The 24,239-nt window shown below is 47.6% G+C and carries 20 protein-coding genes; 15 read left to right on the top strand and 5 right to left on the bottom strand.

Annotated elements, in window-relative coordinates; genetic code table 11:
• The first annotated feature begins 764 nt into the window (after positions 1–764).
• From SK066_RS19855 to SK066_RS19820, 8 genes are all read left to right on the top strand, one after another.
• Entirely contained in the window at positions 765–2,111 is a 1,347-nt protein-coding gene (locus tag SK066_RS19855; RefSeq protein ID WP_320542761.1) for a GH1 family beta-glucosidase, read from the top strand.
• Between the two features lie 183 nt (positions 2,112–2,294).
• A complete protein-coding gene (locus tag SK066_RS19850; protein WP_320542760.1) occupies positions 2,295–2,567 on the top strand; it encodes a hypothetical protein in 273 nt (90 codons plus the stop codon).
• Between the two features lie 314 nt (positions 2,568–2,881).
• Entirely contained in the window at positions 2,882–3,817 is a 936-nt protein-coding gene (gene qoxA, locus SK066_RS19845) for a cytochrome aa3 quinol oxidase subunit II (RefSeq protein WP_188777377.1), read from the top strand.
• Positions 3,818–3,997: 180 nt separating this feature from the next.
• Positions 3,998–5,974 (top strand): cbb3-type cytochrome c oxidase subunit I, encoded by a 1,977-nt coding sequence (locus tag SK066_RS19840; RefSeq protein WP_188777375.1) that lies wholly within the window; start codon positions 3,998–4,000, stop codon positions 5,972–5,974.
• Entirely contained in the window at positions 5,974–6,594 is a 621-nt protein-coding gene (cyoC, locus tag SK066_RS19835) for a cytochrome o ubiquinol oxidase subunit III (protein WP_188777373.1), read from the top strand. Before SK066_RS19840 ends, cyoC begins: the two co-directional genes overlap by 1 nt.
• A 1-nt stretch (position 6,595) precedes the next feature.
• Positions 6,596–6,937, top strand: a complete 342-nt coding sequence (cyoD, locus tag SK066_RS19830) for a cytochrome o ubiquinol oxidase subunit IV (RefSeq protein WP_188777371.1) — start codon at positions 6,596–6,598, stop codon at positions 6,935–6,937.
• Positions 6,938–7,088: 151 nt separating this feature from the next.
• Complete coding sequence (locus SK066_RS19825; RefSeq protein WP_320542759.1) at positions 7,089–8,189, top strand: threonine aldolase family protein; 1,101 nt, start codon at positions 7,089–7,091, stop codon at positions 8,187–8,189.
• A gap of 15 nt (positions 8,190–8,204) precedes the next feature.
• Entirely contained in the window at positions 8,205–8,822 is a 618-nt protein-coding gene (locus tag SK066_RS19820) for a GNAT family N-acetyltransferase (protein WP_320542758.1), read from the top strand.
• Between the two features lie 212 nt (positions 8,823–9,034).
• On the opposite strand, the gene galU is transcribed toward SK066_RS19820, so the two are convergent.
• From galU to SK066_RS19795, 5 genes are all read right to left on the bottom strand, one after another.
• Complete coding sequence (gene galU, locus SK066_RS19815; protein ID WP_250344958.1) at positions 9,035–9,922, bottom strand: UTP--glucose-1-phosphate uridylyltransferase GalU; 888 nt, start codon at positions 9,920–9,922, stop codon at positions 9,035–9,037.
• Positions 9,923–10,272: 350 nt separating this feature from the next.
• Positions 10,273–10,650 (bottom strand): GtrA family protein, encoded by a 378-nt coding sequence (locus tag SK066_RS19810; RefSeq protein ID WP_320542757.1) that lies wholly within the window; start codon positions 10,648–10,650, stop codon positions 10,273–10,275.
• Entirely contained in the window at positions 10,637–11,647 is a 1,011-nt protein-coding gene (locus SK066_RS19805; RefSeq protein WP_320542756.1) for a glycosyltransferase family 2 protein, read from the bottom strand. The genes SK066_RS19810 and SK066_RS19805 overlap by 14 nt, the downstream gene beginning before the upstream one ends.
• 493 nt (positions 11,648–12,140) lie before the next feature.
• The gene (locus tag SK066_RS19800; protein ID WP_320542755.1) at positions 12,141–13,970 is read right to left on the bottom strand and encodes a sensor histidine kinase; all 1,830 of its coding nucleotides are present in this window, start codon (positions 13,968–13,970) and stop codon (positions 12,141–12,143) included.
• Entirely contained in the window at positions 13,967–14,644 is a 678-nt protein-coding gene (locus SK066_RS19795) for a response regulator transcription factor (protein WP_188777359.1), read from the bottom strand. The genes SK066_RS19800 and SK066_RS19795 overlap by 4 nt, the downstream gene beginning before the upstream one ends.
• Before the next feature lie 337 nt (positions 14,645–14,981).
• Here SK066_RS19795 and kduI point away from each other — a divergent pair, with 337 nt between their 5' ends.
• From kduI to trxB, 7 genes are all read left to right on the top strand, one after another.
• Positions 14,982–15,812 carry a 5-dehydro-4-deoxy-D-glucuronate isomerase gene (gene kduI, locus SK066_RS19790; RefSeq protein WP_188777357.1) on the top strand — a complete coding sequence of 277 codons (831 nt, stop codon included), beginning with the start codon at positions 14,982–14,984 and terminating at the stop codon, positions 15,810–15,812.
• A gap of 81 nt (positions 15,813–15,893) precedes the next feature.
• Positions 15,894–16,655 carry a DeoR/GlpR family DNA-binding transcription regulator gene (locus tag SK066_RS19785; RefSeq protein WP_188777355.1) on the top strand — a complete coding sequence of 254 codons (762 nt, stop codon included), beginning with the start codon at positions 15,894–15,896 and terminating at the stop codon, positions 16,653–16,655.
• A gap of 422 nt (positions 16,656–17,077) precedes the next feature.
• Positions 17,078–17,830, top strand: a complete 753-nt coding sequence (kduD, locus tag SK066_RS19780; protein ID WP_320544928.1) for a 2-dehydro-3-deoxy-D-gluconate 5-dehydrogenase KduD — start codon at positions 17,078–17,080, stop codon at positions 17,828–17,830.
• Between the two features lie 554 nt (positions 17,831–18,384).
• The gene (locus tag SK066_RS19775) at positions 18,385–19,248 is read left to right on the top strand and encodes a sugar phosphate isomerase/epimerase family protein (RefSeq protein ID WP_320542754.1); all 864 of its coding nucleotides are present in this window, start codon (positions 18,385–18,387) and stop codon (positions 19,246–19,248) included.
• 98 nt (positions 19,249–19,346) lie between these two features.
• A complete protein-coding gene (locus SK066_RS19770; protein WP_320542753.1) occupies positions 19,347–20,162 on the top strand; it encodes an SDR family NAD(P)-dependent oxidoreductase in 816 nt (271 codons plus the stop codon).
• A 420-nt stretch (positions 20,163–20,582) separates the two neighbouring features.
• Positions 20,583–22,535 carry a heavy metal translocating P-type ATPase gene (locus SK066_RS19765; RefSeq protein WP_320544927.1) on the top strand — a complete coding sequence of 651 codons (1,953 nt, stop codon included), beginning with the start codon at positions 20,583–20,585 and terminating at the stop codon, positions 22,533–22,535.
• 482 nt (positions 22,536–23,017) lie between these two features.
• A complete protein-coding gene (trxB, locus tag SK066_RS19760; RefSeq protein WP_188777343.1) occupies positions 23,018–23,959 on the top strand; it encodes a thioredoxin-disulfide reductase in 942 nt (313 codons plus the stop codon).
• Positions 23,960–24,239 lie beyond the last annotated feature (280 nt).

Genomic DNA, 24,239 nt, shown 5'->3' with positions numbered 1-24,239 from the left:
CGTTCCTTTTTCTTTTGTTGCTAAGTATGGATTGTTTGAATACATAATTTTAATCAGCTGTTATGAGTAAAAATCTTTCGGTGTAGAGCATCAAGCACTCCGGAAAGGAATAAGGGGACGGACTCCCGTCTCACGCAGGAAGGGACTTGGGAGATGGAGTGAAATGTGAACTCCTGCGCTCAAAAGTCGTCCTTTCCCCTTATTTCCTTCCCTCCGTTGCGTAAGGTTACGTTCATACGAGTGCTGATGTATAGCCTACTTTGGCTTTCTTATTGGACAGACTATGGAATTAAAGATTTGAATGCAAGATCTGAAGGCTTAAGTTTTATATACATAGCAGATAATGCATAACCAATAAGTCGATATAGAAAAGTACGAATTCAGACTTTTCGAAGTGAATAATTTTTGATGAGAGAGTCTAAATTTATATTTTAATCAAGAGCACAGTATGTCACGCCAAGCACAGAACGGAGGAAAGGAAATAAGGGGAAAGGACGATTTTGGAGGGGCGGGAATCTACAATTAACTCTTAATCCAGTAGATTCCCGCGGCTCCACCTGAGTCCGTCCCCTTATTCCTTGCCGGAGTGGATATCCCTAAGCCCAGCATAATATTTCATATACCATATCAACTTCTTAATTTTCCGCACCCAGAAACATAAGTTACAGCCTACCGCCCCACCACAAGATAAACTATGATGTAAGCGTACACACTACTATGCCACAAAATTCACAAACTACATACTTTTCAGGAGGTACTACCACATGACTATTTTCCAATTCCCGAAGGATTTCCGCTGGGGTGCAGCTACAGCTTCGTATCAGATTGAGGGCGCTTATCAGGAAGGCGGGCGTGGGCTGTCGATATGGGATACGTTTGCTCATACACCGGGCAAGGTGTTTGATGGGCATAATGGGAATATTGCTACAGACAGCTATCATCGGTATGAAGAGGATATTGCTCTAATGAAGGAACTCGGTATTGATACGTATCGGTTTTCGATTGCATGGCCGCGGATTATTCCAGATGGAGATGGGGAGATCAATCGGGAAGGGATCGACTTTTATCATCGTTTTGTCGATAAGCTGCTGGAGGCAGGGATTGAGCCGTTTTGTACGCTGTATCACTGGGATCTACCACAGGCGCTACAGGATGTAGGCGGTTGGGAGAATCGGCGCACAATCGATGCCTTTGTTAAATATGCGGAGGTCATGTTCCGTGAATTTACAGGTAAAATCAAGTTCTGGCTTACGTTCAATGAGCCGTGGTGTATTGCGTTTTTATCGAATCTGGAAGGCAAGCATGCGCCGGGGAATACCGATTTGCAAATTGCGCTGAATGTAGGTCACAATCTGCTCGTTGCGCATGGACATGCGGTTAAGCTATTCCGTGAGATCAGTCCGGTAGATGGACAGATCGGAATTGCACCGAATGTGGCATGGGCAGTTCCTTACAGCAAGAGTGCAGAGGATCGCGCTGCCTGCAATCGTAATATTGAAGTGTATGCAGACTGGTTCCTTGATCCAGTGTATAAAGGAAGCTATCCAGCATCACTGTACAACTGGTTCCAGCAAGCTGGAGCTACACCACCTGTGCAGGAGGGCGATATGGAGATCATTCAGCAGCCGATTGATCTGATCGGAATCAATTACTATCATCCGACAGTGAATCGCTACAATCCAGAAGCAGGCTATCTGCACAGCGAGCCGATCGATATGGGACTGTTCAAAACCGATATCGGCTGGCCGATCGATTCGGTTGGTTTATACGACGTGATCCATTACCTGCAAAAATACGGCAATATCGATATTTATATTACGGAAAACGGCGCTTGCATTAACGATGGGCCAGAAAATGGCATTGTGAATGACTCCATGCGTATCAGCTACTTACAGCAGCATATCGCTCAGGTGCATCGCGTTATCAATGATGGTATCCATTTAAAAGGATACATGGCGTGGTCGCTGATGGACAATTTTGAATGGGCAGAGGGCTACCGGATGCGCTTTGGACTGATTCATGTCGATTTCCGCACACAGGTACGTACGCCGAAGGAAAGCTTCTACTGGTATCAAAATGTTATCCGTAACAACTGGATGGAGACGCGCTAATTTCCGTACTCTTTCTATTGAAGCAGCGCGCTATAAAATATAAATGTGACGTAGCGAATCAAAAGCTTCCTTTTGTGGTAATAAGTCGTATAGTACTTCTGCCTGGTACGCCAGACCAATCGATGGAATGATTCAGGTAGACATCACAGCAATACGACTATCCGGGAAAGGGGAGTGGACTTCGTGGCTACCAAATCTAGAGGCCCGAGTGGTAATAACTCGGCACAAAACACATATGGACTGAGTAAAATGCTGACTGTAGTCGCATGGCTGTGCTGCGCGGCAGGGATTCTGCTGATCGTGCTGAATCTGCAACCATTTAACGACAACAACCTTGGACTGATGATCGGTGTAGGCTGTTTAGCTGCCTTTGCCTTCATTTATTCGCTCGCCAAATGGCTTGGCTCGATGCAGGCACGCAGCGATGAAGGTAAGGATGGGATTAAGGACGATTAGGATGATCGTCTGCTAGCCGTTTGCCATTCCAATGGGGGTAAAGACAGCTAGACAGCGAGCATTTTAAAATTAAGGCTCCTTTAAGAATAATTCTTAAAGGGGCTTTTTTACGAAGTAAAAATATGTTAATCTTTAAATAATGTGAAAACATTCACTTCTGCCTGCTAATAAATTGACAGATTTGTTAACAAGCCAAAAAAAACTGAAATTTACACCTTCTATGGATACGCAAAAAGGACACTTAGTGTTAACATAGGAATGTGTGGTTTCAACATTATGAACGTCATGAGCGTTAAGTGAGAAAGGGGATCAAGATGAGCAAAAAACCAGGTTCGCGCCTTATGTTCTGGGTTGTTCTGGTTGTGACGGTGTTGTCGCTGGCTCTGACGGTTTGGGCGTTGTTTGCTGGTTCTAGCAACTATGCTGTTCTTAACCCGAAAGGACCGATTGCAGAAGGACAACGCGATGTCATTATCATTTCTACGATTCTGACAGCGATCGTTATCGTACCGACAACCATACTGACCTTTGTTATTGTATGGAGATACCGTGACAAGCCGGGCAGAAAGGCTAAGTACGATCCAGATTTCAACCACAGCAATGTGCTGGAGTCTATCTGGTGGGGTATTCCGATCGTCGTTATTGCTGTGCTCGGTATCGTGACTGTACGTTATACGTACGCACTCGAGCCTTCCGTGGCCATTAAGTCTGACAAACAGCCTGTTGTTATTCAAGCCGTTTCGATGGACTGGAAATGGGCATTTTTCTATCCGGAGGAAGGAATTGCAGCTGTGAATACACTGACTATTCCTGAAGACCGACCTATTCGCTTCGAACTGACTTCCGATGCTCCGATGAACTCCTTCTGGATTCCTCAGCTTGGTGGACAGATTTATACCATGTCTGGTATGGCGATGAACCTGTATTTGCAGGCAGATCATACAGGCAAGTACTACGGCTCCGGTGCTAACTTTAGTGGTGAGCACTTTGGTGCGATGAACTTTGATGTGAATGCAGTGACTGAATCCGATTATGAAGCATGGGTAAACAAGGTGAAAACCGAATCCCAGCCGATGACGATGGATACGTATCAGTCGCTTGCGATCCCAGGTACAGCGGACAAGCAGTATTTTTCGGCATTCCCGGAGAATTTGTTCCAACAACTGGTGACACAATATCTGCCTGGCGGTTTGTCTGAAAGTCGTCAACCGGTACACACTACGCCTGAAACACAAATGGACGGCAAGTAAATCGGTTGAGTTTCTGTCGTAGGGATGGTATGCGCCGCATACATCCACGTTGTAAGTATGAATCGAGTCGGGAGAGCTTCTCCCGACATTCGTGCTGTATTCAAATGGTATTCATGCAATGCCACCATACATGCCAGCATGATGCTGTGCATGGACCAAGAAAGTGAAAGGAGCTCAACGATGCTTGAAAATCTTAAACAGTTTGCATCCGAGTTTTTTGTTACTGGCGATCCGTTGATCTATGGTGCAGACGTATCCATTGGATTAGTAACCATTGCCATCGTTGCCGGATTGACCTATTTCAAAAAGTGGAAATGGCTCTGGCGCAACTGGTTGACTACGGTTGACCACAAAAAAATCGGTATCATGTACATTCTGGCTGCGATCATTATGATGTTCCGCGGCGGCGTCGATGCGCTCATGATGCGGACTCAGTTGGCAATTCCGAACTTTGAGTTCCTGCATCCAGAACACTATAATCAGGTATTTACGACACACGGTGTTGTTATGATCCTGTTTATGGCGATGCCATTTATGTTCGGTTTGTTTAACGTTGTTGTACCGCTACAGATCGGTGCGCGTGACGTTGCGTTCCCTTATTTGAACTCCCTCAGCTTCTGGCTGTTCTTCCTGGGCGCAATGCTGTTCAACCTGTCCTTCGTTATCGGCGGTTCGCCGGATGCGGGCTGGCTGAGCTATCCACCGCTGTCCGAGCTACAATTTAACCCTGGACCAGGACAAAACTTCTATATCTGGGGTATCCAGATTTCCGGTATTGGTTCCCTGGCAACAGGTATCAACTTCCTTGTAACGATCATTAAAATGCGTGCACCAGGCATGACAATGATGAAAATGCCGATGTTCACATGGTCGGTATTTGCAACTTGTGTAATCATCATTTTTGCATTCCCAATTTTGACAGTTACACTGGCACTGCTGTTCCTCGACCGTTTCGGAGGAGGACACTTCTTCACCCTTGACGGTGGCGGTAATCCGATGATGTATATCAACTTGATATGGATGTGGGGTCACCCAGAGGTATATATCGTTATCTTGCCGGCGTTCGGTATTTTCTCCGAAGTCGTCAGCGTGTTCTCACGCAAAAAGCTGTTCGGTTACACCTCGATGGTATTTGCGATGATGATCATCGCGTTCGTCTCCTTCTTCACATGGGCTCACCACTTCTTCACAATGGGCTCCGGTGCGGACGTTAACGCCTTCTTCGCATTGTCCACGATGTTGATCGCAATCCCGACAGGGGTTAAAATCTTCAACTGGCTGTTTACGATGTATCGTGGACGAATTCGCTTCGATCTGCCGATGCTATGGACAGTAGCGTTTATTCCGGCGTTTATCGTTGGTGGTATGACAGGGGTTCTGCTCGCGGTTGCGCCTGCTGATTTCCAGTACCATAACAGTTACTTCCTGATTGCCCACTTCCACCAGGTTCTGATCGGTGGGGTTGTGTTCGGTTACTTTGCCGGCATGTACTACTGGTGGCCAAAAATGTTCGGTTTCAAGCTGAACGAAACGCTGGGTAGATGGTCATTCTGGTTCTGGAACATCGGTTTCTACGTATGTTTCATGCCACAATACCTGCTCGGTCTGATGGGTATGACTCGTCGTGTAAGTACATTTGACTGGGATACAGGCTGGGGCCCACTGAACGTCGTTTCGACGGTTGGTGCGTACCTGATGGGTATTGCCTTCATTCTGCAAGCCGTTCAAATTGCGTATAGCTTCAAATATCGTGAAAAAGATACAACTGGCGACATGTGGGATGCTCATACACTTGAGTGGACAATCCCGTCCCCAGCTCCAGAATACAACTTTGCCATTACTCCGGTAGTGGACAGCAGAGATCCATTATGGGTCGACAAGCAGCGTCGTGCTGCGGGTAAGCTTCCTCAAAAGGATGCCAAACCAAAATACGAACCAATTCATATGCCTAGCAACTCGGGTATCCCGATTGTATTTTCTACTTTCTTCTTCATTGCGGGCTTTGGCTTCACCTTCCACTGGGTGTGGATGGGAGTTCTTGGACTCGCCGGCGTACTTGCGTGTCTGGCTGCCCGTTCGATGAATGATGACGAGGGCTTCTACATCCCTGCCGAGGAAGTAGAAAAGACTGAGGCTTCATTAAGGGGGACACTTTAATGGCACAAGCCGTATCACAGCACGGTCATGATCATGCACATGGTCATGATCACGGTCACCATGATCCGCAAGAGCTGAAAATGCTTGGCTTCTGGATCTTCCTGATCACGGACGTTGTCCTGTTCGGTACGCTGTTTGCCACGTATGTTGTCCTGCACAACAACACGGCAGGTGGACCAACAGCTCACGAGATTTTCGAAATGCCGGGTGTTATCGCGGAGACATTCATCCTGCTCACATCCAGCTTCACAAGTGGTCTGGCTGTACTGGCAATGAATGCAGGTAAAGTTAAACAGCTGATTAGCTGGTTGGTCGTAACCTGGATTCTCGGTGCATCCTTTATTTTCCTTGAGGTTGATGAGTTTATCAAAATGGTACACGAAGGCTTTAACTACGGTACCAGCGCATTCGCAACCTCGTTCTTCACACTGGTTGGTACGCACGGACTCCACGTATCGATGGGTCTGGGCTGGATGCTGCTGATTATGATTCAGCTAGCACGCAAAGGCATTACCGATGTAACACGCGGTAAAGTCAATGTTATCAGCTTGTACTGGCACTTTTTGGACGCCGTCTGGATCTTCCTCCTGTCGGTCGTCTATCTGATGGGGGTGATGTAAGATGGCGAACCATTCCGATCATTCCCATGGTCATGACGAAGCTCATGCACATGGCTCGCTGAAGTCCTACATCGTCGGTTTTATCCTGTCGATCGTATTGACCATCATTCCACTGGTTGTTGTTCTGAACCACATGCTGTCCCAGCTGCCAACCATCCTTATTATTATGGTTACAGCGGTTCTGCAATTCGTCGTGCAGTTGTTCTTCTTCATGCACGTACGTGAGCGTCAGGGTAACCAACCTCGTTGGAACGTAATGGCACTGATCTTCGGTCTGGCAATTGTACTGGTCGTTGTATCCGGCTCGATCTGGATCATGACGTACAATGGCGTAGGCTACTAAGTTATCCATTGTAGCTATACTAGCTGCATAACGAAGCCCTTCCGGGTTAACCGGAAGGGCTTTTTTTGTATGGATGCACATCCAGATAGAGTCGGCAGGCATTTTCGCATATAATATAACCACAACGCGCACAGAATAGGAGTGAACAGCAATGGATGAGCATACATATACACCTACGTTAGAAGAGGCTTTTGTGAAGGCCGCTTTTCGAGTCAGTGGCAATGGCCCTCGTAATATTAATGTGTTGAAGGAAGCATTTGAGCAGGTCGATGGTACGACAGGTAGTGATCATTATGGTACTGGTGAATTAATCGAGCAGTTCCAGCAGCAAATGGCTGATGTTCTGGGTAAGCCAGCGGCGGTATTTTTCCCGAGTGGAACGATGGCACAGCAGATTGCCCTTCGCATCTGGTGTGATCGGAAAGGCGTCAAGCGTGTTGCGTATCATCCGCTATCTCATCTGGAGCTACATGAGCAGGATGCGTTAAAAGAGCTACATCATATCGAAGCCGTACTGATAGGAGATAAGAACCGTGTCACCCGGCTAGAAGATGTAACGAGTATCACGGAAGATGTCGCCTGTGTGCTGCTTGAGCTACCGCAGCGTGAGATCGGAGGACAGCTACCGCCCTATGAAGAGCTAGAAGCGATCGCAGACTATTGTCGCCAGCAAGGGATTCGATTGCATCTGGACGGTGCACGCTTATTTGAGATTACTCCCTATTATGGCAAAACAGCCGCAGAAATTTGCAGCCTGTTCGATACGGTCTATATTTCCTTTTATAAAGGCATCGGCGGTATTGCTGGAGCGATTCTAGCTGGTGATGAAGATGTGATGCAGGAAGCGAAGGTGTGGAAGCACCGACATGGCGGTAATCTGATCGGCTTGTATCCGTATATCGTAAGCTCCAAATACTACTACGAGCAGCGTATTGGGAAAATGAGCGAATATTACGAACAGGCTAAAGAGCTCGCTAGCTTGCTCAATGCCTGCTCTCATATTCATACCTTACCCGAAGTGCCTGTATCGAATATGTTCCATGTTCATATCGACTGTCCTATTGAAACGACTCGGCAGGTGTTCAAGGAATTCGCGCTCCAGCACGATATTGGACTCACTTCCTATGTAGCCGATCATCAGGGAAGCTGTAGCTTTGAATGCACCATCGGTGATAAATATGCGCTGGTTCCGCAAGAGCAATTGCGTACAGCGATGAAATGGCTGGATGGGGAACTTGCGAAGAGAGCGTAAGGAGACGAGGAAGGAATGAGCCCAATGTTATATCAAGGTACCCGCGTACTGGAAAGTAAACGATTATATCTGCGTACCTACACGACAGATGATATAGATACCTATTATCCGGCGTTAATGAATGAGGAGATGCGCCGTCTGACCGGAACGCATACACTATTCACGCGTGATGGTGTCGCTCGATTTATTGAGGAAAATGCAGGTGATTCCAGCCGAATTGATCTGCTCATTTGCCTCCAACCGGAAGAGCAGCGTATGGATGAGCTTTCATTACTAGAAAATACTCCTCATGTAGAGCACGTGATCGGCGAGCTTTCCTTAATGGACATCGACCGTATAAACCGTAATGCACATGTCCGAATCGCTATTTTTGAATCGTCTAACTTTGGTAAGGGATATGGTACGGAAGCGATGGAGATGCTGCTGGATTATGCGTTTGGTAATATGAATCTACATCGGATTGAGCTGTCCGTCTATTCCTTTAACGAGCGAGCGATTCGTTCGTATGAAAAGCTCGGATTTTGTAAGGAGGGTGTTCAGCGAGAAGTGCTGTACTATGATTACGAATACCATGATGCGATCAATATGAGCATTCTTTCACGTGAATTCCAGCAGCGGCAGAAGCGAGATTAAGGTAGATGCTATACAACTAGTGCTAGACGAAGTCGTCTAAATTATTAACCCAGCATCGACTGTACTGGCATGATTTGGCGTAACCCTATCGTTGTAATCAAAAAAGCCTGTACTCGTTAAAGTGCAGGCTTTTTGCATTCTATTTTTCAGCTGCCATCCCCTGTAGAAAGGTATGGTATGGTCTGGAATGGTGTGGATAAGAGAATCGTTATTTATTTTACAGCTGCACGCGAGCGATTATACAACTCCTCCACATACTTCTCAATCTCCCCACGTAGCTCCGGACGATTCAATGCAAATTCAATCGTCGACTTCACATAGCCGAGTGGATCGCCGATATCATAACGCTTGCCCTGAATTTCCAGTGCAGCGAGATGTGGCAAGCGCGAGAGTGCATCGGTTAATTGAATCTCGCCACCTTTGCCAGGCAGTGTATCTTCCAAAATATCGAAAATTTCCGCTGGCAGCACATAACGACCGATGACTGCGAGATTGGATGGAGCATCGGCAATGTCCGGTTTCTCGACGATCCCGCTCAGTTGGATCAGTGAATGCGGATCATTGGGCATGCTGGCTGGTGCAACGATACCGTATTTGTTCGTTTCTTCATGAGGCACATGCTGTACGCCAATGATAGCGGTAGAAGGCGAACCATGTTGATTAATGAGCTGTTTCAGTCCGGGCTGCTGCTCGTTCACGATCAGATCATCGCCGAGCAGTACAGCGAATGGCTCATTACCGACAAATTGACGGGCACATAAAACAGCATGTCCCAGACCGAGCGGCTTTTTCTGACGAATATAATGAATGTCCGCCATCTCGGAAATATGATTAACCTGCTCAAGCAACGTCGTTTTGCCCTTGGCAGCAAGCTCCAACTCCAGTTCAACCGAATGGTCAAAATGATCCTCAATCGAGCGTTTGCCTCGACCGGTCACGATCAGGATCGATTCAATCCCACTGGCAACGGCTTCTTCGATAATATACTGGATCGCAGGCTTGTCGACGATCGGAAGCATTTCCTTCGGCTGGGCTTTGGTAGCGGGCAATAGTCTGGTGCCAAGACCAGCAGCCGGAATAATCGCTTTACGTACTTTCATGGCAAATGCCTCCTTGTTTGGCAGTGTAAAAGTGTAATAGAGGATAAAAGAATAACTTAACGTGAGTATAGCAGTAAAACATAATCGTGAGTATAGCAGTGAAAGGAAATAGTGGATCAAAAGGTGTAAATGGAGCTAGAGTGGCTTGTACACGATATACGAAATTGCACCTATGTGCTAAATGATAGTAATTCAAGTGAGCTAACATGAAGTAGCATCGAATGACTATATAACGATGAATAATTTTAAGTGACTTTATAAAATCTTATCCAGCTCCATGCGATTCCATAACATACCGTTGTTCTTCAGTATGACGTTGTTCTCCATCGATTTCTTAGTCTGTAGAACACTCAGCGAAACACCCATAGCTTACTAAAGCCAAAGTTAATCCCCAGTCCTAGAACGGTCACGCATAGCTTGGCGATCCACACTGGAATGGTAGCAGGAATCAAGGTGATAACAAAGCTTGTAATGAGCGCGACTGACAGATTCACCAGCAGAAAGCGTAGCAGCTCAGCACCGTCCCAGCCCTTTACACGCGCAAATGTCCATTTGCGATTCCAGTAGTAGCTGTTCGCGGTTCCGGCACTATAGCCGATAATTTGAGCTGCTGCAACACCGGTCAGGTGCTGTAGCAGCATGAAGACGATAAAATCAATCGCCGTATTGGACACACCGACGGCAGCAAAACGAAACGCCTGACTTCCAAACAGCTTAGAAACCAACATATCGCTGCTCTTGCACCATTTGACGTTGCTCACCACGGACAGACTGCTCGTTTAGCGGCTGCTGCTGCATGGCAGCGAAATTTCGTTTTTCCTGCACCAGATAGAGTGGACGACCCTTCACCTCGTCATAAATACGACCGACATACTCGCCCAGTACACCGAGGATAATCAGCATAATCCCATTGAGGAACAGAACGCAGGCAAGGATGGATGCCCAGCCTGGTGTTGTGTTGAAGTTAAGTAGCTTTTGCCCTACAACCCAGATCAGGAAGATAAAGCTGAACAGGGAGACAAAGCTGCCCAGTACACTCGCCAGACGTAGCGGCTTGAGCGAGAAGGCGATCAGTGCATCGGAAGCGAAGCGCAGCATCTTTTTAAGTGGATACTTCGTTTCACCAGCGAAGCGTTCCTCACGCACATACGAGATCGACGTTTGACGGAAGCCAACCCAGCTTACGAGCCCACGTACAAAGCGATTGCTTTCCTTGAGGCTTTTCATCGCTTCACACACCTTGCGGTCGATCAGACGGAAGTCGCCGGTATCGAGTGGAATATCGATATCACTCAGCTTGTTCAGTGTCCGGTAGAACAGGGAGGCTGACCATTTCTTAAAGCCTGTTTCGCCCTTGCGCTCAGCACGAGTTGCGTAGACTACATCGTAGCCTTCGTTCCATTTCTCAATCATTTGCAAAATCAGCTCTGGCGGGTCTTGCAGATCGGCATCAATCACGACAATCGCTTCGCCAGAGGCGTTGTCCATACCTGCCGTAATGGCAATCTGGTGCCCAAAGTTACGGGAGAAATCGATCATTTTCACCGATTGGTCGCTGCTGCATAACTGGCTAACGATAGATGCCGTTCGATCACGACTACCATCATTTACAAAGATCAATTCATAGGTTTCGCTAGTTTGCTGCATCACTTCGGTCAGACGACGGTAACATTCCAGTACAACCTCTTCTTCATTGTAAACCGGAACAATAATAGAATATTTCATCGGTGAGCCCTCCTTTGGGAATATACAAGCACATGAATGTCAGAGGTACAGTTACGATCATGAATGCTGCATGAATCCTATTGCATCATGCATGAATACAAATGTGCCTCTGCAAACTATAAGATCAGCTGTCTTCATCGGCTATAACTTGATGTACAAAATATAACAACGCAATATGAACAGCAAATGAACGCTAGCTTAAACGAAACTGAAGATTGTTTTAAAATGATATAAAAAGGCGAATAGCCCGCTGAAAAAAGGAGCTATTCGCCTTGGAAAAGAGCATTTATATTATAGATTCATCATAATAAATAACATGTTAATTACATATTAAGCGGATGCTAAATTTGAATATACATTCAAATAAATGAATATAAATACTATATAATAAGCGTGTTGTTATACACTCATCCTATTCTACATACGATTCATACTATATTTTCCGAATCTACTGCCAGATCCACTGCCGAAACCACATCTATACCTATCCTGATTATTGCGAGGCTGCCTTTTTAGTGATTTTAACAGCCGCACTCACAGCTGCCGCTGGACGTGGTAAATATACCGTCATCGTCGTTCCCTGTCCTGCCTGACTATGCGCTTCAATGCGCCCGCCATGCAGCATCAAAATCTTCTGTACAATCGACAGACCAAGACCATTGCCGCCTACGGCTGAAGTACGTGAGCTATCTGCCTTATAGAACCGCTCGAAAATATGCTCCACATGCTCTGCATCAATGCCGCAGCCGGTATCCTGGACACTGGCTTTGATCCAGTTCTTATCCTCCGTTAGCATAATATAGATATTACCGTTTTCCGGGGTAAACTTGATCGCATTGGATAGCAGATTCATCCATACCTGGGTAAGCAGGTCTTCATCGCCGTCGACTTCAATTTTGTTAAGATCGGCGGACAGCTCGATCTGCTTGTTCATCCACATCGGGCCGCAGGATACGACCGCCATTCGAATTTGCTCATCCAGACGGAAATGCTGCTTGTTCAGCTTCACCACATCGAGCGAGGCAAGCCGTAGCAGATTACTGCTGAGCTTGGATAATCGTTCACTTTCCTGCTCAATGATCTTCAAATGCTTGAGCTGCTCACTGCTAGCGGTATCCTTGAGCGCTACTGCGAAGCCGCGAATGGAGGTAAGTGGAGTTTGAATTTCATGCGAGACGTTGGAGACAAATTCCTGTCGCATCGCTTCAATTTTGGATAGTCTTGTCGTCATCTGGTTGAAATTTTCCCCAAGCTGTCCGATCTCATCCTTACGCTTGAGATTCACACGTACATCATAATCGCCTTTGGCTACGCGGCGTGTAGCATCGGATAGCTTGGCGATTGGTCGGGCAATCAGGCGCGCTGCGAATAGGAACAGCAGCACCCCGGTGATCAGCATGACGAAGAGGACAAGGAACATCCATTTATTAAACTGATTCACAAAATGACCAGCTGCTGGACGAGCAAACAGGGCATAATGCACGCCATTTCGTTCAAATGGAACACCTACATAGCGAGGCTCTCGTTCCTCATCACTGCCTTCCAGTGACAAATTGAGCGAAGGGATATTCGGATCATTCAGGCTATCGCCTTCCTTGGGATGATACGTCTGACCACTCAGTACCAGCTGCTGCACAGACTCTGGAATAACCCATTTATCGATATCCTTTGGTGCTGGCGGCGGTACAGGTGGCTTTTTTGGATCGGTCGCTGCATCGGTAGACGAGTTGTTTTTGAGATGAGGAGGAAGCGGCTTCGCTGGCTTGCTGCTTGTTTCCGATTCCTCTGTGCTTGTACTGGTGGACTCTTTGTTCGTTGTACTTGATGTTGATTTACTGTCATTTGTGCTTTTACCGCTGTCACTAGACGATGTAGCAGAGTTAGAGCCATCTTTAGAATCATCTGTTGTTGAGCTTTGTTGGTTGGTATTGCTGCTAGACGTGCTATCATCGTTGCTAGAGCTAGATGTCGAACTGGAGCTATCGCTAGACGAGGATGAGTCATTCCCCAGTGGAAGTGGTGGAGGGGAGATACCGAGCGGGCCGCCCGGGCCATTGCCCTCCGAGCGATATTCGGTGCCATCCTCTCCGATCACGACAAGCTGCGTCTGTCCACCCTGACTATTCAGATATTTTTGCATCATATTTTCAGGGATCGATGCTTGAATCTCTGCCATCGCTTCAGCATCACTCAGAATACGATCCTGTACAAAATTCACCTGCTGCCGCTGAAATACCCAATCAGACATAAGCAACGTAATCAGAAAGCTGGCTGCGACGACGATAATGAACGTCACAACAAGCTGGCTGTATATATTTTTCAATCCATTTTCACCTCAATCCGGTAGCCAATGCCGCGGATCGTCTGAATGAGAAAGCCATTTTCCTCGGAAAAACGATCCCGTAGCCGCTTAATATGCACATCTACCGTTCGCTCATCCCCATCGTAATCATGTCCCCATATTTTCTCGATCAATTGATCGCGTGTGAAGATCTGTCCGGGGAATCCAGCAAGGGTATAAAATAACTCAAATTCCTTTGCTGGCAGCGGCTGTAGTGCGCCGTTCACCTCAGCCTCCTTAGTCGCGGCATCCAGACGTACATTGCCAATCGTCAGCGACTCGCCTGCGAAAATACGGTAACGACGCAGCAGCGCCTTCACGCGCATGACCAGCTCTTCTGGCACAAATGGCTTAACCAGATAGTCATCTGTGCCCAGTCGGAAGCCTTTGATCTTATCCTCTGACTCACCTTTAGCAGTGACGAGCAGAATCGGCACATCCCCATAATAGCGGCGAATATCCATACACAATTGCCAGCCATCCATATGCGGCATCATCACATCGAGAATGATCAGATCCCATTTACCATCGCCCAGCATATCAAACGCTTCCTGTCCATCATGCGCGCGATGCACGCTATATCCTTCACGTGTGAGATACACATGTATTAATTCCAAAATGGATGCATCATCATCAGCAACCAGTATTCGTACCATAGTGTTACGCTCCTTTGTTATCGGTATTTATACATATCGGAGAAAGACAAGAAATCTTAAAGTATTCCTATACTCTATCGTTACCCAGCCCCTTCATCATCTCTGCAAAAACGCGACAATCATGGAGAAAATAGAGATGAATATAGGCTGAGGTATAGCTAATTCTATCTGCAATAAGCAAGGCTTTTGTCTATCCTACCATAACAATATGTATAGAATATGAATAGAAGCTTAGGAATATAGGTACGATTTTATTTAACCCTTTTCAAAATGAACAAAATGAACTAATATAAACACATATGAACCTAATTAAAACCGAAACGAAAGGATGAATAGCATGGAAAACCGTTATGTGTCCCACCCGAATGATGTAAGAACGTTTGATACCGCACGTCTGCGTGAGGAGTTTCTGATCGAGAATCTGTTTGCAACGGACGAACTCGTAACCGTTTACAGTCATGTGGATCGTTATATCGTAGGTTCCGCTGTTCCAGCCTCCAAGGAGATTAAGCTGGAAGTGAATCTGAAGGATATCGGGACAGACTTTTTCTTAGAGCGCCGCGAGATCGGTATTATCAATATTGGTGCAACCGGTACGGTAACCGCAGACGGCGAAAAGTACGAGATCGGTGCTTTTGAATGTCTGTACGTATCGCTCGGCACGAAGGAAGTCAGCTTTGCCAGCCATGATGGGGAACCTGCTAAATTCTATTTCGTATCGACACCTGCTCACAAAGCATACCCAACGACCAAAGCAACGCGCGAGGATGCAACTCCAAGTCATCTGGGCGATATTAAGACGTCCAATGAGCGCACCATTTATAAATATATCCATCAGGGCGGCATCAAGAGCTGTCAGCTGGTGATGGGCATTACCGAGCTGGAGCCGGGCAATATGTGGAATACAATGCCGTGTCATACCCATAACCGTCGCTCCGAAGTATATCTGTATTTCAACATGCCAGAGGACAGCGTCGTGTTCCACTTTATGGGCGAGCCACAGGAAACGAAGCATCTGGTTGTACGTGATGGACAGGTTGCCATTTCTCCAAGCTGGTCGATCCATAGCGGCGTTGGCACAAGCAATTATACATTCTGCTGGGCGATGGCTGGTGAGAACCAGACGTTCGATGATATGGACGCCGTGGCTATGAAGGATTTAAAATAAACCCAAAAACACCATTCCAGCCCTATCACCGGGAGACAACATACACCGGAGCGATCACTGGAAGGGACGGGGGTTCGTCGGATGAGTGCACTGAAGCGTCATGAACGCATTATGGAAATATTAATCGCCAGTCAGGAAATTACGGTTGGTGAATTAAGCGATACACTTCATGTTACAGGCAAAACGATCCGTGAGGATCTTGCCAAATTAGAAGAAATGGGATTACTCGTGCGTGTACATGGCGGCGCGGTACTGGCGCAAAATGATCAGTACGGCATTTTGTCCGGTCAGGGCACTAATACGAAGCATATGCCGGAAAAGAGCGAAATCGCTGAGCGAGCGCTCCATTATATTCAGCCTGGCGACATTATCGCACTGGATGGCGGCAGCACGACGCTAGAAATTGCTCGTCGTCTGCCCTCCATGCCACTCACAGTAGTAACGAACGATCTGTTCATTTTGAGCGAGCTGGCGAGAAAAGAGCAGGTTCGACTCGTCGTACCGGGCGGTGAGCGGAATCGGAATATGCTGGTGAGCAGTCAGGCGATTGAATATGTGCGTGGATTAAATATTCACAAGGCATTCGTATCGTCGACCGCATTGCATCCCGAGTTTGGCCTGTCTATTTATACAGGTGATCTGGTGCCATTCAAAAAGGCACTGGTCGATACCGCGCAAAAGGTATACGGCGTAATCGATCATCAGAAGTTTGGACAGTTCGCACTGTGGACATTTGCGACCTGCTCTGAGCTGGATATGATCATTACCGATAGCGGTCTATCCAGCGAGCAGGCCAAGCATTTTCAGCAAGCAGGTATTCCACTGGATCAGGCAGGCGCATAACTGGCGAGCCAATACAGGGTATTCGTTGATAACGTTCCAATGAATAAATACGCGTTAACCATGTAGCATCTTTTGTGAAGGCTGTTATGCTTGAGCGTATGAGCGTATGAGCGTATGAGCGTATGAGCGTATGAGCGTATGAGCGTATGAGCGTATGAGCGTATGAGCGTATGAGCGTATGAGCGTATGAGCGTATGAGCGTATGGAGTGAAGTGCTGCAAGTACGATTGGTGTTAAACGTACTGGAAGCCGATCCACCGTGCCACAAACTCATAAGCTCGATCAGTATCTACGAAGTTCAGGATAGGGAATTTCCTATCCTGTGCAAGTCCACTCGAAAAACAGACAGCACAGCCAGAATTCACTGGCTGCTGATTGCCTATGATCGTATAGCCACTATGATGCAGGGAGTTGAACAGGGCATGAACGCATTTGATCTGAGCGGAAAAGTAGCACTTGTTACCGGAACAAGTGGTGGATTAGGACAGGGAATGGCGCTTGGTCTGGCAGAAGCAGGCGCCGATGTCGTCTGTGTATCGTATTCCAAAAGTGAGGATACAGTCAGCAAAATTCAAGCGCTGGGACGTGAAGCAATCTCGATTCAGGCTGACCTGAGCCAGCATGATGGCCTGGAAGCGGTCGTAACCGAAGCACTTGCCTTCAAGGGACGAATTGATATTCTTGTAAACAATGCAGGTATTATCCGCCGCACACCAGCAGCAGAGCATTCGTGGAAGGATTTTGCGGATGTGCTGGATCTGAATCTGGAAACCGTATTTTATCTATCCCAGCTCGTTGGCCGTCATATGATCGAGCGCGGCAGCGGTAAAATCATCAGTGTCGCATCTATGCTGTCCTATCAGGGCGGCATTAATGTACCTGGCTATACGGCAAGTAAGCACGGCGTAGCCGGCATTACCAAAGCACTCGCCAATGAATGGGCATCCAAAGGCATCCAGGTCAATGCGATTGCACCGGGCTATATGCTAACAGACAACACCGCCCCAATCGTAGCCGACCAGGCACGCTTCGATTCCATCACCGAGCGCATCCCAGCCGCACGCTGGGGCACAGCCGAGGACATGCAAGGCCCAGTCGTCTTCCTCGCTTCCGACGCATCCAACTACCTAAACGGCCACGTCCTATGCGTAGACGGCGGCTGGATGGCACGTTAATCAGTTAAGATCATATCTATACCTGTATCGAGGTCTATGTAGTAGAATTATCGTGTACGAATGCAGTCATACTAAAATGATCAAACATCATGTAAAACGACCCACAGTATCTACTAACAAGCCTCAACCTATAAAATATGTTAAATCACATCAACGTATATCAAGGATTTTAATAACAATGTCAAAAAAATATAAAGTGCAATGTACATCGTGCATTGCACTTTATTTATAAACGAACGTTAAACCTGCTATAAGTGGTATATGAAAACTCTTATACATGTGAGCCGCACAGAACGAAGGGAAGGAAATAAGGGGAAAGGACGATTTACAGTGTTAGCGATCTCCTAACACGAGGTGCAATAAAAAGTGATTTTTGCGAAGCAAAATATCTTACAGCTTTGGAGGGGCGGGAATCTACAATTAACTCCCAATCCAGTAGATTCCCTCGGCTCCACCTGAGTCCGTCCCCTTATTCCTTACCGGAGTGGTGTTCGCCCATAACGTATAAGTTTGCATATACCTCACAACCATCTAATTGAAAACGAGGTGCACTAATGAAACAATCCGTACTTTCTCATATCTATGGCAAACAACCTGTCGCCGATCTGGCTGCACGCGTAGCCGCTGGCGGCTTCACCGGCGTTCAGCTAGCACTCGCCAAAGCCATTTCCGATATCGACACACGTAATGGCAGACTTAGTCCGGGCATGGGCAATTATATCGCCGAGCAATTCGATCGTCAGGGCGTACGTATTGCCGTGCTAGGCTGCTATATTAATCCCGTGCATCCCGATCTTGAAGCGCGTAAGCAGGAGATTGCTCGATTTAAAGAGCACTTGCGGTATGCGCGTGATTTTGGCTGTAGTATGGTAGCAACAGAGACCGGCTCGCTGGATACATATCAGCAGTCCGACCCGGAGCATTATAGGGAAAAGGGCTGGAACACACTCCGCGATACCGTAGCCGAGCTAGCCGAGGAAGCGGATAAATGGGGCGTGCATATGGCGATTGAGCCGGTTGCTGTCCACACCGTGCATAACGCTGAGGCGATGGTACGGCTGATGGAGGAGGTGCCTTCATCAGCAATCGGGATGCTCTTTGATCCGTGCAATATGATGAAGCCAGAATATGTAGCCGATCAGCAGGGCTTTTTGCGAAATGTATTTGAGCTGCTGGCTGATCGCATCATTCTCATTCACGCTAAGGATATTCAGATGGCAGCCGATGGTTCTAAGGAGGAATGCGTAGCAGGCACAGGCATGCTCGATTATCCAACCTTTTTCGAGCTGCTTCAGCAGTACAAGCCTCATATCGATATCTCGCTTGAGGGCGTAGTAAGCGAGCAATTGCCAGAGGCTTCCCTGTATATGCGCCAGATCTGGCAGCAGACCGAGCAACGTTTAAGACAGGGCTCATAAAAGTTTGCGTAATCTTGCATACAAAGGATGTATCATCCGCATTGACGGGTAATGATGCCCATACCATTTCTATGAAAAGTGAAAGGGGCATTCCGATCATGAGCAATGTACTACAGGAGCATCGCAAGGTTGCGCTCGTTACAGGTGCAGGAATTGGAATCGGTAGAGGCATCGCCAGCGTGCTTGCTCAGAAGGGCTATCGGTTGGCAATCAGCTATAAATCGGACAGCGAAGAGCTGGAGCAGGTTGTGGAGGAGTTAACCCATACTTATGGCGCAGCGCCGTTTGTTATCCAGAGCGATCTGACCCAGCCCGGAGAGGTCGAGCGAACCGTGCGCGAAACGGTGGAGCATTTTGACCGTATCGATCTGCTTGTGAACAATGCAGGTGGAAGCACACGTAAGCCGCTGCTAGAGCTGGAGGAAGAAGATATCGATTGGATGCTGGAGCTTAACTACCGGGCACCGATGCTGGCAGCGAAGTATGCAGCACAGGCGATGATCGAGCGCAAGATGCCCGGTAATATCGTGCATATTACGTCTTCGCGCGGTGAGCGTGCGTATCCAGATGATAGCATTTATGGAGGAATGAAAGCAGCTCTAATCCGTTCCACCGGCTCGCTTGCGCTGGAGCTTGCCCCGCATGGCATACGTGTCAATTGCGTCGCGCCCGGTGCTACCGTGAATCGACTGGATCGGAATGCCCTGACTGAACCACTTGGCAAAAAGATTCCACTCGGACGGATGGGCACACCGCGCGATATCGGCGAAGCGGTAGCATGGTTAGCATCGGATGAAGCTTCCTATATTACAGGCATCAATCTGCGTGTCGATGGGGGACTTATTTTACCGGGAATGCCAGAGGATGTGTCCGAGGAAGCGGGTTATGGATGGGGACGAGTAGATAAGCCTTAGTGCGGCGCGAGCGCTACCCATAGGCACCGAATCCTTTCCATCCAATGATAAAGGTAAACCATCTTCATCAAAGCAAAGATACAGCATCTTCCACCTACAAACAATGTCTAAAAAGACGATTTTGTGGGCAGAAGGTGCTTTACTTTTATAGGGCGAACAATTATAATCTAATCAAAAGTTGGTCTAGGTAAAAATAATTGTAGCGAGTCAAAAATGAATATCATTCTCAATACCAATCATGCTGCTTTGGGGCTACCCGAAGCAGCATGAGCTGTTTTAAGGGCATTAATAATGTGAGTCATTCTCAATTAGTGCTGGCAATCTCCTCATACGGATTGCAATAAAAAAGGAATTTTACGCAGTAACCTATCTTATTTAGCGTATAGCGAAAGGAACGTGAATCGAATGAAACCAATCAAAATGATGCCAGCTCTGCCTACAGCTCGTCAGGGACATAATCCATTTTCACCCGGAGGCAAAGGACGTCAAAATCTCAAAGCATTCATCCAAAATCGTGAAATGCAGGCAGCACTCGGCAGTGGGGCAATGATGCTGCTCGCCTGGCTGCTATCCTACGCAGAAGGTCCCGGCATACTGTCTGTCGTGCTGTACATTCTCGCCTATGGAATCGGCGGCTGGCAGAAGGCACGTGAGGGTGTAGAGACACTCATTCACGAGCGTGATCTGGATGTGAATCTGCTGATGATTGCCGCTGCGATGGGTGCAGCCGCAATCGGTTACTGGAATGAGGGCGCGATGCTGATCTTTATTTTCGCACTGAGTGGAGCGCTGGAGAGCTATACGAATGAGCGTAGCGGTAAGGATATTTCAGCATTGTTGTCACTCAAGCCGGAGACCGCCTTGCGCATGCGTGACGGCAAAGTCGAGCATGTCGCGATTGAGCAGCTGCGCGTAGGTGATCTGGTGATGGTGAAGCCAGGCGAGCTGATTCCAGCGGATGGTACGGTTGTACGTGGTCAATCGGCAGTCAATCAGGCATCGATTACAGGAGAGTCGCTGCCTATCTCTAAGTTGTCCGGGGATGAAGTATTTACAGGTACCATCAATGGCGAGGGTGCGTTATATATCGAGGTTACCCAATCCGCAGAAGGTACGGTATTTGCCAAAATTATTAAAATGGTCGAATCTGCACAAACCGAAGTGCCTGCATCACAGCGTTTTATCAAACGATTCGAGTCCCTATATGCGCGCATCGTCGTTGTCGTAACGGTGCTGCTGATTGCGCTGCTACCTCTGTTACCAGGCTGGAGCTGGGGAGATAGCTTTTATAAAGCGATGGTCTTTCTTGTGGTCGCTTCGCCGTGTGCACTGGTGTCTTCGATCATGCCGGTTATGCTGTCAGCGATCTCCAATCGCGCTCGTCATGGCGTGTTATTCAAAAGCGGTGTCCATGTGGAAAATATGAGCATGACCGCTGTGGTTGCCTTTGATAAAACAGGAACGTTAACACTTGGCGAGCCGGTGGTGACCGATTGGCTGATGACCGATGCAGCAGAAGCAGGCGAGCAGGAGCAGTTGCTGGCGATTGCAGCCGGGCTTGAAGCGATATCGGGACATCCACTTGCACGCGCGATTGTGCAATATAGCACTGAGCGTGGCATTCAGCCATACGAGCTGGAGCAGGTGAAAGCGATCACCGGCTGGGGGATCGCCGGAGAATGGAACGGTCATCAATGGAAAATAGGTCGAGCCGATCTGCTCGATCAGCCCGCTGCGGATATAGAGTGGGTACGTCGTCGTGCCGAGCTGGAAGCTGAAGGCAAGACCGTTTCGCTGATGCTACGAGATGAGCAGATGGTAGCGTTGATCGCCATTCGTGATGAGCTACGTCCACAGGCGCAGGAGGCAGTAGAGCAGCTTCAGCAGCTTGGTATTCAAGTAGCGATGCTAACCGGAGATCGTCCAGCCGTAGCGGAAGCGATTGGACATGCCGCAGGAGTCGATCATATCTATGCAGGTCTGCTGCCAGAGGATAAGGTTGCACGTATTCAAGAACTGCGAGAACGGTACGGTCATGTGGTGATGGTAGGCGATGGAGTAAACGATGCTCCTGCACTCGCCGCGGCTACCGTTGGGCTGGGGATGGGCATGAAGGGGAGTGGTGCCGCACTGGAAGTGGCAGATGTGGTGTTGATGAATGATGGCATTGAACAGATTGCAGCTACGATTCGTCTGGCACGCCGCGCACGAAGCATCGTGCGTCAAAATATGATCTTCGCACTGACCGTCATTACGCTGCTCATTATCGGTAACTTTGCGGATAATCTCGCTTTGCCACTCGGTGTAGTAGGGCATGAGGGGAGTACGATTCTGGTCATTTTAAATGGTTTACGTTTATTGCGTGCGCGTTGATGCACCAGGCTTATGATCACAGAGGCAGGATAGGCGAATGAGCTTTTACAGGTTTGTATAGATGAAGGAAATGATTAGACTTGCCCGGCGAAACGAGCTGGAATCGATGAATTGCTAGCGTTAACCCGAGATGCGTCTACTGTAAACGATATGGTGGGCGCATTTTCATGTTATCGCCGCAGTCGTGAAATAGCGATTCGGCTTTTCATCAAAATTTCATTTGACTATCTGAACAATTAGAAGCATACTATAAATAGTTTCAAAGCGAATTAATTGTATGCAATATAATTTATAATATTTGATATGTGTGCATCAGGTTCATATAATCTAGCACACAGCTATATAAACGATCCAAGCATTTACTCATTCCTGTACGTATTCAAACGATATCGTTCTACGATTAGCGATCATCTAACACGAGAACAAGGTCAAATGAAAAAGGATTTTTGCAAAGCAAACTATCGCATATGGAGGAATACACTATGTATAAATCAGTAATTATCGGAACTGGCCCTGCTGGACTGACTGCGGCGATCTACCTGGCACGCGCGAACATGAGCCCGCTCGTGATCGAAGGCCCTCAGCCAGGCGGTCAGCTGACAACAACAACTGAAGTCGAGAACTTCCCTGGTTTCCCAGATGGTATTATGGGTCCAGAGCTGATGGATAATATGCGTAAACAGGCAGAGCGCTTTGGTGCTACGTTCTATACAGGCTGGGTGGACAATGTAGATATGTCCCAGCGTCCATTCAAGCTGCAAGTAGAAGGTAAAGGCGAGATCGTAACGGAGACACTGATCATCTCCACAGGCGCTACTGCCAAATATCTCGGTATCCCGAACGAGCAGGACAATATCGGTCGTGGGGTCAGCACCTGTGCAACCTGTGATGGATTCTTTTTCCGTAACAAAGAGATCATCGTTGTCGGCGGCGGGGACTCTGCACTGGAAGAAGCAAGCTTCCTGACTCGTTTTGCATCAAAAGTAACGCTGGTTCACCGTCGTGAAGAGCTACGTGCATCCAAAATCATGCAGGATCGCGCACGTGCGAACGACAAAATCGAATGGGCGCTTAACCGCACACCATTGGAGGTCGTAGCAGGCCCACTCGGCGTAACTGGCTTGAAAGTACTGAACAACGAGACTGGCGAAGAAGAAGTGATCGAAGCTCACGGTGTATTCGTAGCGATCGGTCACCATCCTAACACCGGATTCCTCGGCGGACAGATCACCACAGACGAGAACGGCTACATCATGACCCACCCAGGCACATCCGAAACGAACATCCCTGGCGTATTCGCTTGTGGTGACGTACAGGATACACGCTACCGTCAAGCGATCACCGCAGCAGGTAGCGGCTGTATGGCAGCGATGGATGCAGAGAAATTCATTGAAGCAGCGGAGCATGCGGCGGTAACGCTGTAAGTTCGTAAATTGCCCCCTGTGACCCAAAACGAATGCGCGTATGACGTGTAGAACTTCCTATATATTTTCGATATAAAATGCACTCCTTCCTATGTCTATTCGAAGCCCTTTTAGGGAAATGAATAGGTATGGAGGAGTGCATTTTTGATGTTGTTGATAGTTAAACGTTATAGCAAAGCAAGGTATAGAAACGAGAGGAAGCAAGAGACCAAAAAACTAAAATACTAAAATACGTAAAAAATAAAGTGCTAAAAAGCTAAAAAGCTAAAAAGCTAAAAAG

It is taken from the genome of Paenibacillus hunanensis (genome assembly GCF_034055775.1).
GTDB classification, from domain to species: Bacteria; Bacillota; Bacilli; order Paenibacillales; family Paenibacillaceae; genus Saccharibacillus; species Saccharibacillus hunanensis.
This window is presented reverse-complemented; position numbering and strand designations above follow the sequence as displayed.

What these genes read in the sequence shown, in the direction of transcription:
- SK066_RS19855 (WP_320542761.1), top strand. Translation starts at nt 765, where the DNA reads ATGACTATTTTCCAATTCCCGAAGGATTTCCGCTGGGGTGCAGCTACA.
- qoxA (WP_188777377.1), top strand. Translation starts at nt 2,882, where the DNA reads ATGAGCAAAAAACCAGGTTCGCGCCTTATGTTCTGGGTTGTTCTGGTT.
- SK066_RS19840 (WP_188777375.1), top strand. Translation starts at nt 3,998, where the DNA reads ATGCTTGAAAATCTTAAACAGTTTGCATCCGAGTTTTTTGTTACTGGC.
- cyoC (WP_188777373.1), top strand. Translation starts at nt 5,974, where the DNA reads ATGGCACAAGCCGTATCACAGCACGGTCATGATCATGCACATGGTCAT.
- cyoD (WP_188777371.1), top strand. Translation starts at nt 6,596, where the DNA reads ATGGCGAACCATTCCGATCATTCCCATGGTCATGACGAAGCTCATGCA.
- SK066_RS19825 (WP_320542759.1), top strand. Translation starts at nt 7,089, where the DNA reads ATGGATGAGCATACATATACACCTACGTTAGAAGAGGCTTTTGTGAAG.
- SK066_RS19820 (WP_320542758.1), top strand. Translation starts at nt 8,205, where the DNA reads ATGAGCCCAATGTTATATCAAGGTACCCGCGTACTGGAAAGTAAACGA.
- galU (WP_250344958.1), bottom strand. Translation starts at nt 9,922, where the DNA reads ATGAAAGTACGTAAAGCGATTATTCCGGCTGCTGGTCTTGGCACCAGA.
- SK066_RS19810 (WP_320542757.1), bottom strand. Translation starts at nt 10,650, where the DNA reads ATGTTGGTTTCTAAGCTGTTTGGAAGTCAGGCGTTTCGTTTTGCTGCC.
- SK066_RS19805 (WP_320542756.1), bottom strand. Translation starts at nt 11,647, where the DNA reads ATGAAATATTCTATTATTGTTCCGGTTTACAATGAAGAAGAGGTTGTA.
- SK066_RS19795 (WP_188777359.1), bottom strand. Translation starts at nt 14,644, where the DNA reads ATGGTACGAATACTGGTTGCTGATGATGATGCATCCATTTTGGAATTA.
- kduI (WP_188777357.1), top strand. Translation starts at nt 14,982, where the DNA reads ATGGAAAACCGTTATGTGTCCCACCCGAATGATGTAAGAACGTTTGAT.
- SK066_RS19785 (WP_188777355.1), top strand. Translation starts at nt 15,894, where the DNA reads ATGAGTGCACTGAAGCGTCATGAACGCATTATGGAAATATTAATCGCC.
- kduD (WP_320544928.1), top strand. Translation starts at nt 17,078, where the DNA reads ATGAACGCATTTGATCTGAGCGGAAAAGTAGCACTTGTTACCGGAACA.
- SK066_RS19775 (WP_320542754.1), top strand. Translation starts at nt 18,385, where the DNA reads ATGAAACAATCCGTACTTTCTCATATCTATGGCAAACAACCTGTCGCC.
- SK066_RS19770 (WP_320542753.1), top strand. Translation starts at nt 19,347, where the DNA reads ATGAGCAATGTACTACAGGAGCATCGCAAGGTTGCGCTCGTTACAGGT.
- SK066_RS19765 (WP_320544927.1), top strand. Translation starts at nt 20,583, where the DNA reads ATGATGCCAGCTCTGCCTACAGCTCGTCAGGGACATAATCCATTTTCA.
- trxB (WP_188777343.1), top strand. Translation starts at nt 23,018, where the DNA reads ATGTATAAATCAGTAATTATCGGAACTGGCCCTGCTGGACTGACTGCG.